This window comes from Rhodococcus sp. NPDC060176 (assembly GCF_042728675.1).
GTDB lineage: Bacteria > Actinomycetota > Actinomycetes > Mycobacteriales > Mycobacteriaceae > Rhodococcus_F.
In genome coordinates this window covers 507,877-524,257 of sequence record NZ_JBHWYS010000003.1, presented here as the reverse complement: position 1 = coordinate 524,257, position 16,381 = coordinate 507,877, and the positions used below count along the sequence as shown (strand labels likewise).

12 protein-coding genes are annotated in these 16,381 nt (G+C 61.7%); 6 read left to right on the top strand and 6 right to left on the bottom strand.

What is annotated here, in order from left to right:
• Window positions 1-6: 6 nt before the first annotated feature.
• The 4 genes from ACFWEM_RS17300 to ACFWEM_RS17285 all read left to right on the top strand — a co-directional run bounded on the left by ACFWEM_RS17300 (window position 7) and on the right by ACFWEM_RS17285 (window position 7,934).
• Window positions 7-1,617 carry an ABC transporter substrate-binding protein gene (locus ACFWEM_RS17300; RefSeq protein ID WP_378535338.1) on the top strand — a complete coding sequence of 537 codons (1,611 nt, stop codon included), beginning with the start codon at window positions 7-9 and terminating at the stop codon, window positions 1,615-1,617.
• A gap of 54 nt (window positions 1,618-1,671) precedes the next feature.
• Window positions 1,672-5,040: a serine hydrolase gene (locus tag ACFWEM_RS17295; protein ID WP_378535336.1), complete on the top strand. Its 3,369-nt coding sequence runs from the start codon at window positions 1,672-1,674 to the stop codon at window positions 5,038-5,040.
• Window positions 5,041-5,042: 2 nt separating this feature from the next.
• On the top strand, window positions 5,043-6,458 hold the full coding sequence (locus ACFWEM_RS17290; protein ID WP_378535334.1) for a serine hydrolase domain-containing protein: 1,416 nt from the start codon (window positions 5,043-5,045) through the stop codon (window positions 6,456-6,458).
• A gap of 87 nt (window positions 6,459-6,545) precedes the next feature.
• Complete coding sequence (locus ACFWEM_RS17285) at window positions 6,546-7,934, top strand: sensor histidine kinase (RefSeq protein ID WP_378535332.1); 1,389 nt, start codon at window positions 6,546-6,548, stop codon at window positions 7,932-7,934.
• A 3-nt stretch (window positions 7,935-7,937) separates the two neighbouring features.
• On the opposite strand, the gene ACFWEM_RS17280 is transcribed toward ACFWEM_RS17285, so the two are convergent.
• Complete coding sequence (locus ACFWEM_RS17280; protein ID WP_378536171.1) at window positions 7,938-8,612, bottom strand: response regulator transcription factor; 675 nt, start codon at window positions 8,610-8,612, stop codon at window positions 7,938-7,940.
• Between the two features lie 117 nt (window positions 8,613-8,729).
• On the opposite strand from ACFWEM_RS17280, the gene ACFWEM_RS17275 reads away from it, so the two are divergent.
• The gene (locus tag ACFWEM_RS17275; RefSeq protein ID WP_378535330.1) at window positions 8,730-9,563 is read left to right on the top strand and encodes a phosphatase PAP2 family protein; all 834 of its coding nucleotides are present in this window, start codon (window positions 8,730-8,732) and stop codon (window positions 9,561-9,563) included.
• Here ACFWEM_RS17275 and ACFWEM_RS17270 read toward each other — a convergent pair.
• On the bottom strand, window positions 9,499-10,533 hold the full coding sequence (locus ACFWEM_RS17270; RefSeq protein ID WP_378535325.1) for an ABC transporter substrate-binding protein: 1,035 nt from the start codon (window positions 10,531-10,533) through the stop codon (window positions 9,499-9,501). The genes ACFWEM_RS17275 and ACFWEM_RS17270 overlap by 65 nt on opposite strands.
• A gap of 147 nt (window positions 10,534-10,680) precedes the next feature.
• Here ACFWEM_RS17270 and ACFWEM_RS17265 point away from each other — a divergent pair, with 147 nt between their 5' ends.
• The gene (locus ACFWEM_RS17265) at window positions 10,681-11,136 is read left to right on the top strand and encodes a MarR family winged helix-turn-helix transcriptional regulator (RefSeq protein WP_378535323.1); all 456 of its coding nucleotides are present in this window, start codon (window positions 10,681-10,683) and stop codon (window positions 11,134-11,136) included.
• A 6-nt stretch (window positions 11,137-11,142) separates the two neighbouring features.
• Here ACFWEM_RS17265 and ACFWEM_RS17260 read toward each other — a convergent pair whose 3' ends face one another.
• The 4 genes from ACFWEM_RS17260 to purD form a co-directional block, all read right to left on the bottom strand.
• Entirely contained in the window at window positions 11,143-12,084 is a 942-nt protein-coding gene (locus tag ACFWEM_RS17260) for an ABC transporter substrate-binding protein (protein WP_378535321.1), read from the bottom strand.
• 191 nt (window positions 12,085-12,275) lie between these two features.
• Window positions 12,276-13,109 carry a helix-turn-helix domain-containing protein gene (locus ACFWEM_RS17255; protein ID WP_378535319.1) on the bottom strand — a complete coding sequence of 278 codons (834 nt, stop codon included), beginning with the start codon at window positions 13,107-13,109 and terminating at the stop codon, window positions 12,276-12,278.
• Between the two features lie 110 nt (window positions 13,110-13,219).
• On the bottom strand, window positions 13,220-14,788 hold the full coding sequence (locus tag ACFWEM_RS17250; protein WP_378536169.1) for a GMC oxidoreductase: 1,569 nt from the start codon (window positions 14,786-14,788) through the stop codon (window positions 13,220-13,222).
• Window positions 14,789-15,030: 242 nt separating this feature from the next.
• Window positions 15,031-16,287 (bottom strand): phosphoribosylamine--glycine ligase, encoded by a 1,257-nt coding sequence (purD, locus tag ACFWEM_RS17245; RefSeq protein ID WP_378535317.1) that lies wholly within the window; start codon window positions 16,285-16,287, stop codon window positions 15,031-15,033.
• Window positions 16,288-16,381 lie beyond the last annotated feature (94 nt).

Here is a 16,381-nt window from a genome sequence, read left to right as displayed (position 1 = left end):
CATCAGATGAAAGCTCGCTCAGTGCCCACCGCGGCTCTGGTCACGATCGGCGTTCTCACGGTTGCCTCGTGCGGAAGCACCTCTGATCCTGGCGGCAATTCTTCCGGCGATTACGCCAAGGACGGCAGCTTCACGACGATCGTGAACACCGACCCCGGCAACCTTCATCCCCTGATCACCAATCTGACTGCCACGCAGGCGATCAACAGCTATACCAACGACTCGTTGTTGGCCATCGACCCCAAAACCCGCGCAGCGGGCCAGTATCTGGCCGAAAAATGGAGCGAGAACGGAACTTCGCTGAACTTCACCCTCAAAAAGGGGATCACGTGTGAAGACGGCACGACCTTCACTGCCCAGACCGCAGCGAACAACATCAACTGGGTCGTCGACAAGACCAACGGCTCGCCGTGGTTGGGAGCATCCGTACCCGAAACTGCGGTAGCAACCGCTGACGGTGACGAACTCACGATCAAGACAACGGAACCCGCGCCCTTCCTCCTCGAACGCATCGGCGCTCTCAAGTTGGCGTGCCAGGCAGCGCTCGACGACCCTGCCAGTGTTCGAGGCAGTAGCAACGGAACCGGACTGTTCAAAGTCACCGAAGTAGTGGCCAACGATCACGTCACCCTCGAACGCCGCGACGGATACAACTGGGGACCGAACGGCGAAACCACATCGGACACGCTCGGAGTGCCCAAGACGGTCACGATCAAGGTCGTGACCGACGCCGCGACGACGGCGAACCTGGTCCTCACCGGAACGGTCAACGCGGCCCCGGTTGCCGGCTCGGATATCGAACGTGTGGAAGCTTCCGGCCTTGAATCGATGACGTCCAACACCCTGAGCGGACAGTTCATCTTCAACCACAATGCGGCTCTCCCCACCAAGGACGAGGCCGTACGCACCGCACTGGTGCAGGCGATCGATCTCGACGATTACACAGACATCAACACCGGCGGCAAAGGCTCACGCGCTACGGCACTGGCAGTAGTCGATCCGCGGGCGTGCGACTTCGACAGCGTCACCGGTGTAGTTCCGAAGTTCGACATGGCCGCGGCGAAGAAGACTCTCGCGGACGCCGGTTGGAAGCCCGGATCCGACGGCGTCCTGACCAAGGACGGTCAAACGCTGCAATTGACGGTCATCTTTGCCAACTACCGCGACACCACTTCTGCAGCAGCAGAATACGCAATGAAGCAGTGGCAGGAGCTCGGCGCGAAGGTAGAGCTTCGCGGTGGTGACAACAACTTCATCATCTCCAACACATTCGCGGCAAAAGACCTGACGTCATGGTCGATCTCGATCGGACTGACCGTCCAGAGCGACACCCCCAGCATCTTCGTTCCGTACTTCGCCGGCCCCACTCCACCGTCGGGTGTCAACTTCGCATCGATCGACAATCCGAAGTACACCGAACTGGCAGCGAAGGCCTCGGTTCTGCCCGGGCAGGAATCCTGCTCGGTTTGGAAGGAAGCGGAACAAGCACTGTTCACCTCGTCCGACGTCATTCCGGTGTCCACATCGCCGAACTTCATGTTCTTCAACGGCGCGACGGCCCTGTATGCACCGATTGGCGGCACCCTGGCCGGCCCTGGCATCCGCGTTCTGAAATAAGCCGGAAGACAAAGCTTTACGTCTGCATCTATTTCTCCGATTCGAAGGATCTACATGACTGACCGTCCATTTGTTCTCGACGACCTCCACCGTGTGGTCACACCCACTGAGACCTCAATCTCTCCCGACGGCACCGTGGTCGTCTTCGTTCGCTCGGAAATTGTTGCCGGAAAGGCAACTACATCGCTCTGGGCGGTGTCCCGCGATTCCCAGGCTCGCCGCCTCACTGCGGGGCCCGCGGATTCGGCACCTCGGTTCTCTCCGGACGGAACCTCGATTGCCTTCCTCCGTAAGGTCGGAGACTCCGCGCAGCTGCACCTGATCCCGCTCGCCGGCGGCGAGGCTGAAACCCTCACCACAGCAGCATCACTCCCCCTCGGGGCCGGCGCAGCGGCCTGGAGCCCGCACGGAAAAGCCATTGCATTCGCCGCCGTGGTCTCACGTTCGGACTCCACCGACCCGAACGCGCCCATCGTCACCGACCGACTCGGATACAAGGTGGACGGTGCCGGTTGGCTCGGAACCTTCCGGCGCCACCTGCACACCGTCGAACTGGAAACGAAGGCAGTTCGACGCCTCACCGACGGTGATTGGAATGCAGACGTTCCGTCCTGGTCACCGGACGGCAAGGCTCTCGCCTTCACAGCGAATCTGGAACCGGACAGCGATCTGAACCTCACGTTCAGCGCCTACCGAATCCTCGTCGACGATCTGTCGGTTCCGCCGCAGCAACTCGGCCACGCCACCGGGGTGCAGGGCTCGACGCTCTGGCACCCGAACGGAGATTCGGTTGTCGCCATCGGCACTCCCGAGGTCCGTGTCGGAACTGCAGACCTGATCCGTCTGTCCGTCCCCGGCCCAATCGAGACACCGGTCGACGTCACCCTCACCGCTCATCTCGATCGCAACGTGATGCCCGGCGCACCCGGTTACCCCGGTGGCACACCGGCACTGTCGAACACCGGCGACGAGATCGTGTTCTGCCTGCGCGATCGCGGATGGACGCATCTGTACGCCGTCGACATAGAAACCGGCACCTCCCGCTCCCTCGTCGCCAATCCCAACGAGGTCGTCGCGGCGCTCTCCGTTGCCCGTGATGCGCGCGTCGCCTCCGTCATCGTCTCCACGCAGCAGTCCTTCGGTGAGGTCGCACTCGTCGATCTGGACAGCGGCGCTGTCACCACGCTGACGAAATTCACCGCAGAAGCACTCCCCGAGGTGACACTGTTTGCCGCCGAGGAACGCGAGTTCACCATCTCCGACGGCCGTACCGTGCACGGTTGGTTGCTGTCCGCTCCCGAAACCGATGGCGCCGCACCACTTCTGCTCGACATTCACGGTGGGCCGCACAACGCATGGACGGGCGTTGCCGACACCTATCACCCCGCCCACCAGGTTCTCGCAGCGCAGGGTTGGCGCATCTTGACCCTCAATCCACGTGGATCAGACGGGTACGGCGAGGACTTCATGTACGCCGTCAACGGCGCCTGGGGCACCTCGGACCAAGCTGACTTCCTCGAGCCGATCGATGCTCTTGTCGCCGAAGGACTTGTCGACGGGGACCGACTGGCGATCACCGGGTACAGCTACGGCGGATACAGCACCTGTCACCTCACCTCACAGACCGATCGCTTTGCCGCGGCTGTGGCCGGCGGGCTGATCTGCGATTTCAACGCCATGGCCGGAGTCTGCGATTTCGGTCCGCACCTCGCCTCACTGGCCACCGGAACGACTGTCCCCGAGAACTCCGCCAAACTCCTGGCTGCCTCGCCCCTCGCCTCCGTGAAGAACGTGGTGACTCCGACGCTGATCCTGCACGGAAAGTCGGACGAGCGGTGCCCGCTGGGTCAGGCCGAGGCCTGGTTCGCCGCGCTGCGCCAGCAGCATGTCCCCACCCGTCTGGTGGCGTATCCCGGCGCAAGCCACGGTTTCCTCGTCAACGGCTCGATCGCACACCGAATCGACTACAGCACACGGCTCATTGAGTGGGTGAAGCGATACACCTCGGCGAAGCTGCCCAAGACCGGCCTGGCCAACGCGTCTGCCGGAGCCGATGCATGGAAGCGTTCACTGGACGTACTCTGTGAGCGTTACGGCGTCACCGGTGCTCAATTCGGTATTCTCACACTCGATTCCAGCGGTAAGGAAATCACCCGCACGACGGTGGCTTCCGGCGTGATCAATGCAGACACCGGGGTCGAGGTCTCCACCGACTCCCTGTTCCAGATCGGATCCATCACCAAAGTGTGGACCGCGATGCTGGTCATGCAGCTGGTCGACGAGGGCTTGCTCGACCTGGACGCAACCGTCCGGTCGATCCTGCCCGATTTCGCACTGCAAGACGAGGAAACAGCCGCCCGCATCACGGTTCGCGCACTTCTGAACCATCGCAACGGAATCGACGGTGACCTCTTCATCGACAAGGGTCGCGGAGACGACGTCGTCGAACGCTACGTCGAGGGCCTGCGCGACTTCCGTCAGGTTCATCCCCTCGAGGACGGCTTCGCGTACTCGAACTCCGCGTACGTCCTTGCAGCTCGTATCGTCGAGGTTCTTCGCGGCGGCATCTGGGACGACATCCTCAAGGAGCGGATCATCGATCCGCTCGGCCTCGAGCACACACTCACGTTGACCGGAGATGCTCCGAGATTCTCTGTGGCAGCAGGACATACGGGAAACTCTGTCGTGATGCCCGTCTGGCCGATCACGCGCTCGATGGGGCCGGCCGGCTGCATCACTGCCAGCATCGGAGATCTACTCACGTTCGCGGAACTCGGTCTCCTCGAAGGACAGAGCGTCGACGGCGTACGGATCGTGTCGGAGGAATCAGCCGCCGCGATGCGTACACCCGAAATCGACATCAGTGAACTGTTCCCGGACAAGTCGGGTTGGGGCTTGGGCTGGTTCCACGAAACCTGGTCGGGTGAAGAGATTTTCGGGCACGACGGCAGCACCATCGGCCAGCACGCCTATCTGCGCATCTTCCCCCGCCACAATGTCGCGATCGCACTGCTGACCAGCGGCGGCAAGGCCGACGGCCTCTACCGTGATCTCTTCACCGAAGCCGCGGCCGCGTTGGTCGGACTCGAACCTCCGCAAGCCCTCGCCCCGAACCCCGCGAGTGTGGAGTCGATTCCGGATTCGGTTCTGGGAAAGTACAGCTCGGGCGGAATAGCAATCGAGTTCCGTCGAGGAGAGTCCGCCGACGAGGCCGTGATCACCGTCATCGGCGACGTCATCCCGAATCCCGAGGAAGACGAAACAGCTCCGAAGAAGCCTGCAGCGGTAGCCACTCTCGTACCGTCGCAGATCCCCGGAACCTGGACCACCCGTCAACCGGGAGCCGCCGGTTGGACGACGGTACGGCCGCACCGCGACGGCGTGTACGTCGGATTCCGCTTCCTACCACGGGTTAACGCGTGACCATGACCGATACACATACGATTGCGGAAACACAGAACGCCGAAACACAGAACGCCAGCGAACTCGAGGAATCAAAGATGCAAGAACAGCTTCAAGAACTCGTCGATCAGTGGAGGGTCGAGGCAAACATCCCCGGCGTCTCGGTCGGTATCGTGCACGGTGACAAGGACATCGTCGTCACCAGTGGCATCGAAAGCGTCGAAACCCAGCTCCCGGTCACCGACAAGACGATGTTCATGATCGGCTCCACCACAAAGGTGTTCGCCGCAACAGCCGCGATGGCACTCGTCGAGGACGGACTGCTCGACCTCGACACCCCGGTGGTCGAGTATGTCCCCGAACTGACCTTCGCCGACGAAGAAGCCACCCGCACAGTCACGATGCGTCATCTCCTGACCCACACCGGCGGATTCACCGGCGACGCGGGCCTCTCGGCAGGCTGGGGCGAAGACGCCCTGGGACGCTCGGTTTCACGGCTGAACGAACTGCGACAAGAGTTCCCTGTCGGAGAAGTATTCTCCTACAGCAACTCCGGATTCGTTCTCGCCGGACATGTCGTGGCAAAGATCAGCGGACTGACCTTCGAAGAGCTGGTCAAACAACGCGTGCTGGACCCTCTGGAAATGAAGAATTCGGCGTTCCTGCCCTGGGACGTGATGACCCACCGGTTCGCACTCGGCCACTACATCCGCGACGGTGTGCCGTTCGTATCCAACGAAACCGGACTGGACCGCGGCATGATTCCCTGTGGTGGAATGTGGTCCTCGGTGCGAGACCAGCTCGTCTGGGCACGCTACGCGCTGTCGGGCGAACGCCCCGGCGAAGGGCAGCCACTCGACGAGTCCACCCGGTTGCTGATGCAGAAGCCGCAGCGTCCCGCAGCGATGATGTTCGAGGAAGTCGGCCTGGGATGGCTGCTGACTCGGTACGGAACCACGCAGGTAGTGCGGCACGGCGGAAACGTCAGCAATCTCCAGGTCTCCGAGTTCATGACGGTGCCCGAGAAGAACTTCGCCGTCACCGTGCTGACCAACGCACTCGGCGGCGGAATCGGCAAGAAGATCGTCGACTGGTCCATGGCCAATCTCACTGAACTACCCGCGCCGGCATCCCTCGACGTGGTCGAGCCCGAACCCGCTGCCGTCGATGCAGTCCTGGGCAAGTATCAGGCAGGCTCGCTGACGATGACCGTCGCCCCCGGTGACGAGGGAATCGGCATCCGGATGGGTAGCGCGCAGGACCTCGGCGAATACGAGGACATCGTCTGGCCGCCGGCGATCCCGATCGCCTTCGTCAACGACCATGACTTCGCTGCTCGCGCCGACACCACCCGGGCGTTGGGCCGCTTCGTCACCGACGAGACCGGTCGCGCCGTGATGCTCGAATTCGGCGGGCGTACCGCCAAGCGAGTGGCGTGATCCTGTAGGCGGGTGACGCGGTCCGATTACGGGACCGCGTCACCCGTCTTCGTAAATGCACAGCCTCGAAGGTACAGACTGGACTCCATGAACTTCATCGGCGAGTCGATTCTGCACCCGTCCCGGTGGAGCGTACGTGCCCGTTCGACCGTGGCATCGACGCTCGTGATCGCCTTCTGCCTGGTGATCGCCGGGCTTGCACTGGTTTTGGTACTGGCGAACTCCCTGCATCTGTCCGCACTGAACAGCTCCGAAGCTCGCGCCACTCAACTGGTCCAGCAACTCAACGGAAAGAACCCGGCCGATCTCGACCCTTCGCTTCTGTCCACAGACAGTCAGATCGGAATTGTGCAGATCGTCGACGCCGACCACCGAATAGTCGCCCAGTCTCCCGGAACCGAGAGCGGCCTTCTGTCCGAACAGCTTCTCGGCCCTGACGAGTCGGACACCTTCGGACGGGTGAAAGAGTCGGACAACGAGGACTACTGGCTGGTCGGACGCGGCGCTCGGACGCCGACTGGACCGGTCACCGTCTTCGTCGGCGCTGACCGTGAACCGGTTGAAACCGTGGTGACCACCGTTGCCGTTCTGCTGGCAATCGTCGGCCCCCTGGTGCTGGGGCTGGCTGCGTTTGCCACCTACCGCCTGGTCGGTTCGGCCCTCGCTCCCGTCGAACGCATACGCGCCCGGGTGGCCTCGATTTCGAGTGGGCGACAAGGTGAACGAGTGCCTGTCCCAGCTGGGAACGACGAGATAGCCCGGCTGGCAACAACAATGAACGACATGCTTGCACGCCTCGACGAAGGCGCACTGGCCCAGCAACGATTTGTCAGCGATGCCTCACACGAATTACGTAGTCCACTGTCCACGATCACGACGGCTCTCGAACTCGCACACCGACGCCCGGATCTCCTCGACGATGCATTGATCGAAGACGCACTACTTCCCGAGGCGCGCCGGATGCGGCAGTTGATCGAGGATCTGTTGATTCTCGCGCGCTCGGACGAAAGCGAACTCGAAAAGATCGGTACCTCCGTCGATGTCGACCTCGACGACATCTTGTTCGCCGAGAAGAAAAGGATCGATGGTTTCTCCGACGTCAAGGTCACCGCTGCCGTGGCTCCGGTTCGCGTCTCAGGAGACCCCCGAGCGTTGACGCGAATGGTGCGCAACCTGGTCGACAACGCGGTGCGGCATGCCGAGACTCTCGTGCATCTCGAGTGCTCCGAAGCCGGCCACGAAGCCCATATCGTGATCGAGGACGACGGGCCCGGAATCCCTGCAGCAGAACGCGAACGAATCTTCGGACGCTTCGTCCGCCTGGACCAACCACGGTCGAGGCAGGGAGGCGGGTCCGGACTTGGACTCGCCATCGCGTCGGAAATCGTTGCGGCGCATCACGGAACCATTGCCGTCAGTGAGAGAGTGGGCGGCGGAAGTCGATTCGAGGTGACAATTCCGGTACCGAACGACTGAGGATCAGGCAGTCCCGACAAAGCGGTACCCGACACCTCGAACGGTTTCGATGCTGTGAGTTCCGAACGGCAGGTCGACCTTCTTACGTAGGTAACCGATATAGACCTCGACGATGTTCTCGTCACCTTCGTAGTTGCGGTCCCAGACGGAGCGAACGATCTCGCTCTTGGTGACCACAACTCCGTTGTTGCGCATCAGGAACTCGAGAACGCTGTACTCACGCGGCGTCAAGGTCAATTCGCTTCTCGCTCGCCGCACCTGATGTTTGGCAGGGTCGAGGGACAGGTTTCCTATTGTGAGTATCGCGGGACGTTGCGGAGCGCCTCGCCGCACCAGAGCGCGCAGCCGCGCGAGGAGGACGACAAACGAGAAGGGCTTGACTAGATAGTCGTCGGCACCGAGGTCGAAAGCATCAGCGAGGTCGTATTCGCCGTCCTTCGCGGACAGCATCAGGATCGGCGTCCAAATCTCCCGGGCGCGTAGGTCCCGCACGATGTCGTATCCGTGTTTGCCCGGCAACATGATGTCGAGAACTATCACGTCGAATTCGTCGCTGCAGGCAGTCGCGAATCCGTCGTCCCCGTTGACTTCGACGGCGGTCACGAATCCCTCGGCCACGAGTCCCCGCCGGATCGTCTCGGCCAGGCGCACTTCGTCTTCGACCACCAGTACTCGCACCACCGGCCCCGTTTCGTCGACACACAGTTGTTCGGATGCACCCAGTAGAGCAGACGGTTGACCCATGGCCGAGTTCTGTTCAGCGTTTCTTCAGCTTCGGATCGTCACACTGCATTCATGCCCGCAACTGTATCGACCGTGCGAAACGTGGTCACCGAAGTCCTGACCGAGAGCACCACCGCAGAGATTGCGGTTGCCGCAATCGTGGTTGCCGCAGCTCTGTTCGCGTTCGGTTCGATCTACCGAGCTTCCAGCGTTCGGTCTACAGTCCTCCGCACATGCGGACTCGTGCTTGCACTGGTGACGCTGTCGATCCAGGTGTATGGAAACGGCTGGTTGACGAGCTTCGACGGGCCGGTGACCGACTGGATGGTCGATCATCGGAGCGGCACCCTGAACCAGATAGCGGTCGCAGTCACAGATCTCGGCAGTCCTGTCGCCACCGCATTGCTCGGGGTCACCTGCGGCGTGCTCATCTCGTGGCGAGCGCGTTCGGTAGTTCCAGGCTTGATCGTGATCGGAACCGTTGGCGGTGCAGCGGTTGCCAGCACAGTCGTCAAGGCACTGGTCGGTCGCGAACGTCCGCCGACCAATATCCAAGTACTTCTCGAGACCGGCCACTCGTTCCCGTCCGGTCACGTGACCGGAACCGCAGCGTTGTTCGGCATCGCGGTTCTCGTTGTGAGCATCGACCGAACACCGGCCGTCAAACGCCTTCTGATGCTCCTCGCCGTGACGGTCACCGTCGTCGTCGCGCTCACTCGCCTCTACTTGGGAGCGCACTGGCTCACCGACGTCATCGGCGGAGCCATTCTCGCGACGCTTGCAGTCACTGTGGGCGGGGCAGTATTCCGGTTCGTCGGCACCCCCAGCCAAGCCGAATCGACTACTGCTGCAGTGTGCTCTGCAGAACCTTCAGCACTTCACGCGCCGCAGTCGGTCCGGTATTGAGGTAGAAGACGTCGTCGTCGACAGCAACGGCGTGGTTGGCAACAACACCATGTAGCTGCGCCCACAACGGCGCGTTCGTCAACGCCGCCGGGTCCCCGCCCTGCACTCCGTAGAAGATCCAATCAGCGTCCGCCACGTTCAACTCCTCCTCACTGATGTCTCGGGAGGTGTCGTCGAATTGCTGCGACTCCGGACGCGTCAGGCCGGCATCCTGGGCGATACTGCCGGTGAACGAAGGAATGCCGAAGATGCGCAGCCGATTTCCGTTCTGGCGGGTGAACGACACCGTCGGCGGCGACGAGAGGGAAGCACCGAGAGCTGCGGCATCCGCGTTGAAGGTATCCAGTAGTGCCGTCGCCTGCTGTGTCTTGCCGATTCCGTCCGCAACGAGCAGGAAGTCCTGCTTCCAGTTGACGCCGGTCCCCTGTGTTGCCACGGTGGGTGCAATCGCCGAAAGCTGGTCGTACAGCGAATCAGCATCCTTCCCTGCAACATTCATCAAGATCAGGTCAGGATCGAGCTTGACGATCGCTTCGAAGTTCGGTGTGAAGCGACCACCTGCGTCGACGACATCACCTAACTGAGTTCGGTATTCGGGGTATGCGGCCGACAAGTACGGCGGCACCAGATCCGCACCGTCACCACGCGTCGAACCTGCCGGCACGACACCGAGCGACAGGAGTGCATCGGCCTGTCCGGTCGAGATCACTACAACCTTCTCCGGCTGTGATTCGATCGTGGTGTCCCCTTTGAAGTGTGAGACGATGCGGGGAAATTCGCCGTCCGACTTCCCGCTCCCCATGCCGGCGGGGACTTTTCGCGGAGCGACAAACGCAGAGTCCGACGGCGCCGACGCACTGATCTCAGGATCTGTGGTCGAAGCGTTCTCACTCGCGCAGCCACTGAGAGTCGCCACCAAGGCCAGTGCGCCGATCAGCAGTGCACTGCGTGACTTTATTCGAAAATTCATGATCGTGTCCCGTACGTCGTGAAGCATGGCTGCTTCATGTTCCGCCATGGTTAGGTGAGCCTACCCTTTAGAGAACTGTAAACTATATCTGTGTCAGATACAGTTTCAGGGCGTGGCTCACACGGGGCTGATCGCTACCCTGATCGCGTGCCCACAGCAGAAGAATCATCGAGATCACTCATCGCTACGGCCTTCGAATTACGTCGAGCGCTGCGCGAATACATGGACGCATCGGGCACCGACGCGACGTTGCCCGAGGCACAATCCGAAGTACTTCACGATGTTGCACACCATCCGGGCACTCGCATCGGGGCTGTCGCCGACCGTCTCTCCAGACGCCCGAACACCGTCAGCACACTGGTGCGCACACTCTCCGACAAAGATCTGATCGAGCGACGGCCCGATCCCACGGACGGCCGAGTGAGCACGCTTTACGTGAAGGACGAGCGAAGCGCGCGACGGGACCGTCGGTCCGAACTACGCATCGGTGTCCTCGCCGAAGAACTGGAGTCCCTCGACGAGGGCGACCTCGGCACATTGACCGCTGCCATCGGCATCCTCGACCGGGTCAATCGATCATTGCGAGATCACGCACCGCGGTGATGCTGCTCAGGTGACTTTCCCGCTCTTCTCGTAGACGTCGGAAAAACGCTTCATCTGCTCGGTGATGCCCGTCAGGCTGTACCCCGTACGAAGTTCGACCGACGCAACCTGGCCTGAAACCACAGCCGGAAGCCTGGTGACAGTCGGCGAATTGAGCTCCGGTGCATCCGACCAAGTCGGCGGAATCAGGAGGAGATCAGCCGGAAAGACGCCCGGCTCTTCCCAACTCGCCGAAGCCCAGAAACCGTCCTCGCTGTCGAGCTTCGCAAATTCGACGCCCATCGTTTCGAGAATACTTCCGAGCGGAGTCCATCCCGGCACCGCGTAGTCAAGGCTCGACTCCAACGGAATCACGTATGCAACAGAGATATTCGACCGCGAAGTGGCCAAGTCGCGCACCCGGTCACCGAGCGCACTCAACTCTTCCCGCTTCGCCGCGTAGACCGGCGAGGCGTCGGTGCCGCCGATACCCTGGACCAACGAACTGAAGCTGTCCAGCGCCGCTTGCGCCCCGTCGGTGATCTTGACGCCGGCAATGGGAGCAACCTCTTCGACGCGAGCGATATCGTCACCCCAGATGCTGCCGAAGTTTCCACCGTTGTACGAACTCCAGATGTCGATGACGAGATCCGGGTCCACTGCCAGGAGTTTCTCGGCACTGATATCTGTGTCAGTCTCGCTGACATGGGCGATTCCGCTGAAGTCGAATGCATTCAACGTGGATTCGTCGAGCCTGGAGAATCCGATGATGCCGACCGGAACGACGCCGTATTCGAGTAGCACCGGTGCGGTGTCCGCCGTCGCCACAATGCGTTCGGGGACCTTGTCGAGCGAAATCTGCTGCCCGCGCGCATCTACATACGTCCACGCTTCACCGTCGGGCTTCGTGTCGGTCGTCGAGGTGCCACATGCTGCCAGCACCGTCGAAAGTGCCACTGCCACAGCCATGAAGATGGCCCTGCTACCGCGTTGGGAACGCGGCGCAACAAAATCGATCACTTCTGCCCCATGCTGTCGAGCGGGTTTCGGGAGAACCCCGAACCCGGAAAGTAAAGTAAGCCTCGCCTACATGGCTAACGGTAGATCGGATCAGGAATTGACGCAATCGCGGAGTTTTGTCAAAGAATGTCGAAATCCGATCAGCGGTCCGCGTTCTTTCGAAATGCCATCGGTGTGACACCTGTGGACTGCTTGAAGGCTGCGACGAAGCTACTCGGCGTCGAGTATCCGATCTGCTCTGCCACATCGGTCACCGCAATGCCTTGGCCGAGCAGGGACATCGCCACGTTCATCCGAAGCAGAACGCGCCACTGGCCGAAACTGACGCCGGTATCCACTTTGAATCGACGAGCCAAAGTGCTGGTACTGACACCGATCTCGTTCGCCCAGTCTTCGAAACTGCGTGGATCGTCCGGTTGGGACAACAGGTCGCGCGCAATCCGGCCGACCGGCCCCGAATCGGGAATCTTCATCGCTCCGCGCTCGTCGCCTGGAACAACGAGGTCGAAGAACACTCGCTCGGCGCGGCGCCTCGCATCGTCCGTCATCTCGCGAGCACTCAGATGCAGAAACAACTCGTACAGAAGCGGCGTGCCGTGCACCGCAACCGGGTGATCACCGAGCGAAGGTCCCTGCCCTACAGCGCAATACACGGTCAAGAATTGCGCACCCGCGGCAACGCGCACCGAGTGCCGAACCAGTGCCGGTATCCACAGCCCTCTGCCCGGCAGCAACGTCCACATCTGAGCGCCCGAGCGTACAACCACAATGCCGGAACGAGGAAAAAGAATCTCGTTCGATCGGTGTGCGTGGGTTTCCCACGTCACCGGCTGATCAGCACTCGACGCACCACCCCACAGAACCAAATCCTCGGGCTCGTCGTCCAATTCGTGTTCGGATACCACCAACTCGTCGTTCGACGGCACGCCCCACCGGAGCCAATCACCGTCGATCTCGGATTTTGTCCGCCTCACGTCTACATCCCTGGATCGAGCGTCGTCTGTCCAGGTGACTGTAACCGCTACCCACGTTGAACAGGTGCGGTGGAAGTCGATCCCACCGCACCTGACCGCGAGTTGCCGCTCTAGTTCATGTCGTTCGCAATGATGTTCTCGATATTCCGTTCGGCCAGAGCGGTGATGGTGACAAACGGGTTGACTCCGACGTTGCCCGGAACGAGGGATCCGTCCATGACGTACAGACCCGGGTACTCCGGCAGACGACCGTAGCCGTCGGTCGCCTTGCCGAGCACACAACCGCCGAGGGGGTGGTACGTCAACTGGTCGCCCCACGTCTGTGTCGGGCCGAAGAGGTCGGTCCGGTAGATCGTGCCTTCCTTCTTGTTGATCTTGTCGAAGAGCTTCTTCGCCATGTCGATCGACGGCTGGTTCTGCGAACGCTGCCAGTTCAAACCGACTTTGCCTGTTGCCGAGTTGAATTGAAACTGCGCACGTTGCGGATTCTTGGCAATCGCCAAGTACAGGCTGACCCACAGTTCGGTACCGGCCGGGAAGGGTGCGATTTCCGCGAATACAGGTGCGGATGCATCGGCCCAGTTGTCGATACCCATCACCGGGATCGCAGATTGCTTCGCACCGGTGGCGTCCCACATGTGATTGGCGCGACCCACCATCACGTTGCCGTTGTGACCCCATTCCTGGCCCACAGCACCCGGCAAATTCGCCAGCTGCCCTTGCGCTTTCATCGCGACCAGGAGCTTACTGGTGCCGATACTGCCGGCTGCAAAGAAGACCTTGTCCGCCGTCACCGTCTTGGTGCCGACAGTGTTGCCCTGCTCGTTGATCTGATTCATCACCACTTGATAACCACCGCCGGTCGCGGCCGGGGCAACCGAGGTCACGACGTGCAGAGCTGAAATGGTGAGCTTGCCCGTGGCGGATGCCGCAGCGAGGTACGTCTTGTCCAGAGACTTCTTTCCCGCGTTGTTGCCGTAGATGACCTCACTGACCAGGGCGGACTTGGTGACCTGGCCTGCAGCTTCCTGCTTCATGTAGTTGAAGTCGTAGACATTCGGCACGAACGTTGTTGTGTAACCGGATCTCTCAGCGGTCTTTCGCCCGGTCCGCGCGAACTTGTAGTACTCGGTCGATTCGAACCACGCCGGGTCGATGTTGTTGACTCCGAGCGCGGCGTTGGCCCGCGGGAAATACGTCGAGTACATCTCGTTGGAATCGACCCCGGGCAGGATCTCTTCGAAATAGTTGCGCTTGGGTGTGACAGCCATACCGCCGTTGACCAGCGACCCACCGCCGACCCCTCGGCCCTGGTAGACCTTGATCCCGCCGAAGTCCTCGGCGTCGAGAACACCGACATACCGGTTGATGTTCTTGTCCACCGAGCCGCCGGAGAAGTGTGAAACCGGTTGAACTGTACGGTCTCTGAGCCAGAAGGACCGGCCGTCGGGCGAGAGCATCGGGCAGAAGATCTTGCCGTCGGACCCTGGTGTGGTCCACGACTTCCCCATTTCGACCATGTGTGTGTCGATGCCGGCCTGCGTCAACCGAAGTGCCGCAACGGCCCCGCCGTATCCGCTCCCGATCACAAGCGCGGGGACACGGTCTCCGTCGTTCAATGCTCGCCTGGGCGCAGCGGCCGCCGTAGTCCACGAGGACGAGAGCGCAGCGGCGCCCACAGCTAATCCTGTTGCTGCCAAGAAGTTTCTACGCGAGAGCGTGGAATTGGTACGTGCGTGCCGTTCGTTGGATCCAGCGCGAATGCTCAAGTGTGCCCTTCTCTTTCCGTGACCCCCGCGCTGAGATATACCGGGAGAAACCGAACGAGAAGTCCATACTCGTGGGTAACTTCGAGGAACCGTTGATTTTCCACGAAAAGGGCCGATGAACAGAAAGTTCACCGGCCCTCCGAAAGAACGAGTCAGGGAATTGAGATGCGACCTTCGACGGCGCCGAGTCCGATGTCCTTGCGGAAATGACCGCCGGGAAGCTTGACGTCGGCGATCTTTGCGTAGGCGTCGTCACGAGCTTCGGTCAGATCCTTGCCCACTCCGACAACACTCAGCACACGTCCACCGGCCGAGACGACGGCTCCGTCTTCACGCTTCTTGGTACCGGCGTGCAGGACTCCGTCGGCGTCTGCTCCGGTGATCACGTCGCCAGTGCGCGGGGTTGCCGGGTAGTTCTCGGCAGCAATCACGACCGTGACGGCGGAACCGTCGCGCCACTGCAACGGGCCGACCGAATCGAGGGTTCCGGTCGAGGCTGCATTGAGTAGACCGCCGAGCGGCGTTTCGAGGAGAGCAAGCACGGCCTGAGTTTCGGGGTCACCGAACCGGCAGTTGAATTCGACCACGGCCGGGCCGTCGACGCCGATCGCGAGACCAGCGTAGAGAAGGCCGGAGAAGCTGCTACCGCGCGCCACCAACTCGGCAGCGACGGGCTTGACCACGTCGTCGACGATCTGCGTGATCATCTCGTCGGGCAGCCACGGCAACGGTGTGTATGCGCCCATGCCGCCGGTGTTGGGTCCGGAATCTCCGTCGCCGACGCGCTTGTGGTCCTGCGCCGGGAGCAGAGGGATCACGGTTTCGCCGTCGACGAGGCAGAAGAGCGAAACTTCCGGACCGTCGAGGAAGGACTCGAGGAGCACCGGGTGTCCGGTCTCGAGCAGTTCAGCGGCGTGATCGCGCGCGGCGAGACGATCCGTCGTGACGACAACACCCTTGCCTGCAGCCAAACCGTCGTCCTTGACCACCCAGTTCGGTCCGAAGCGGTCGAGTGCGTCGTCGAGCTTTGCCGGATTGTCGACGATCTCGCTGTGTGCGGTCTTGACGCCGGCGACAGCCATCACGTCCTTGGCGAAAGCCTTCGAGCCCTCGATGCGGGCGGCGTCGGCCGACGGCCCGAAGCAGGCGATACCTGCTGCGCGCACCGCATCTGCGACACCGAGAACCAGGGGAACCTCCGGTCCGATGACGACGAGGTCGGCCTCGACTTTCTTGGCCAGCGCGGTAACCGCGTCACCCGAAGCAACGTCGACGGGGTGCTGCTCGGCGATTTTTGCGATCCCGGCATTGCCAGGCGCGCAGATCAGGGCCGTGACACCTGGATCGCGAGCAAGAGAGAGAAGGAGGGCATGTTCACGGGCTCCGGAGCCGATTACTAGTACGCGCACGGGGAACAGACTACGGCCTGCGGTAACAGCGCTCTCGGAGTGCTACGGGTGGGGCCAAGGTCGCAGGGTTCGGCCTTTGTGCGAAATATCCGTT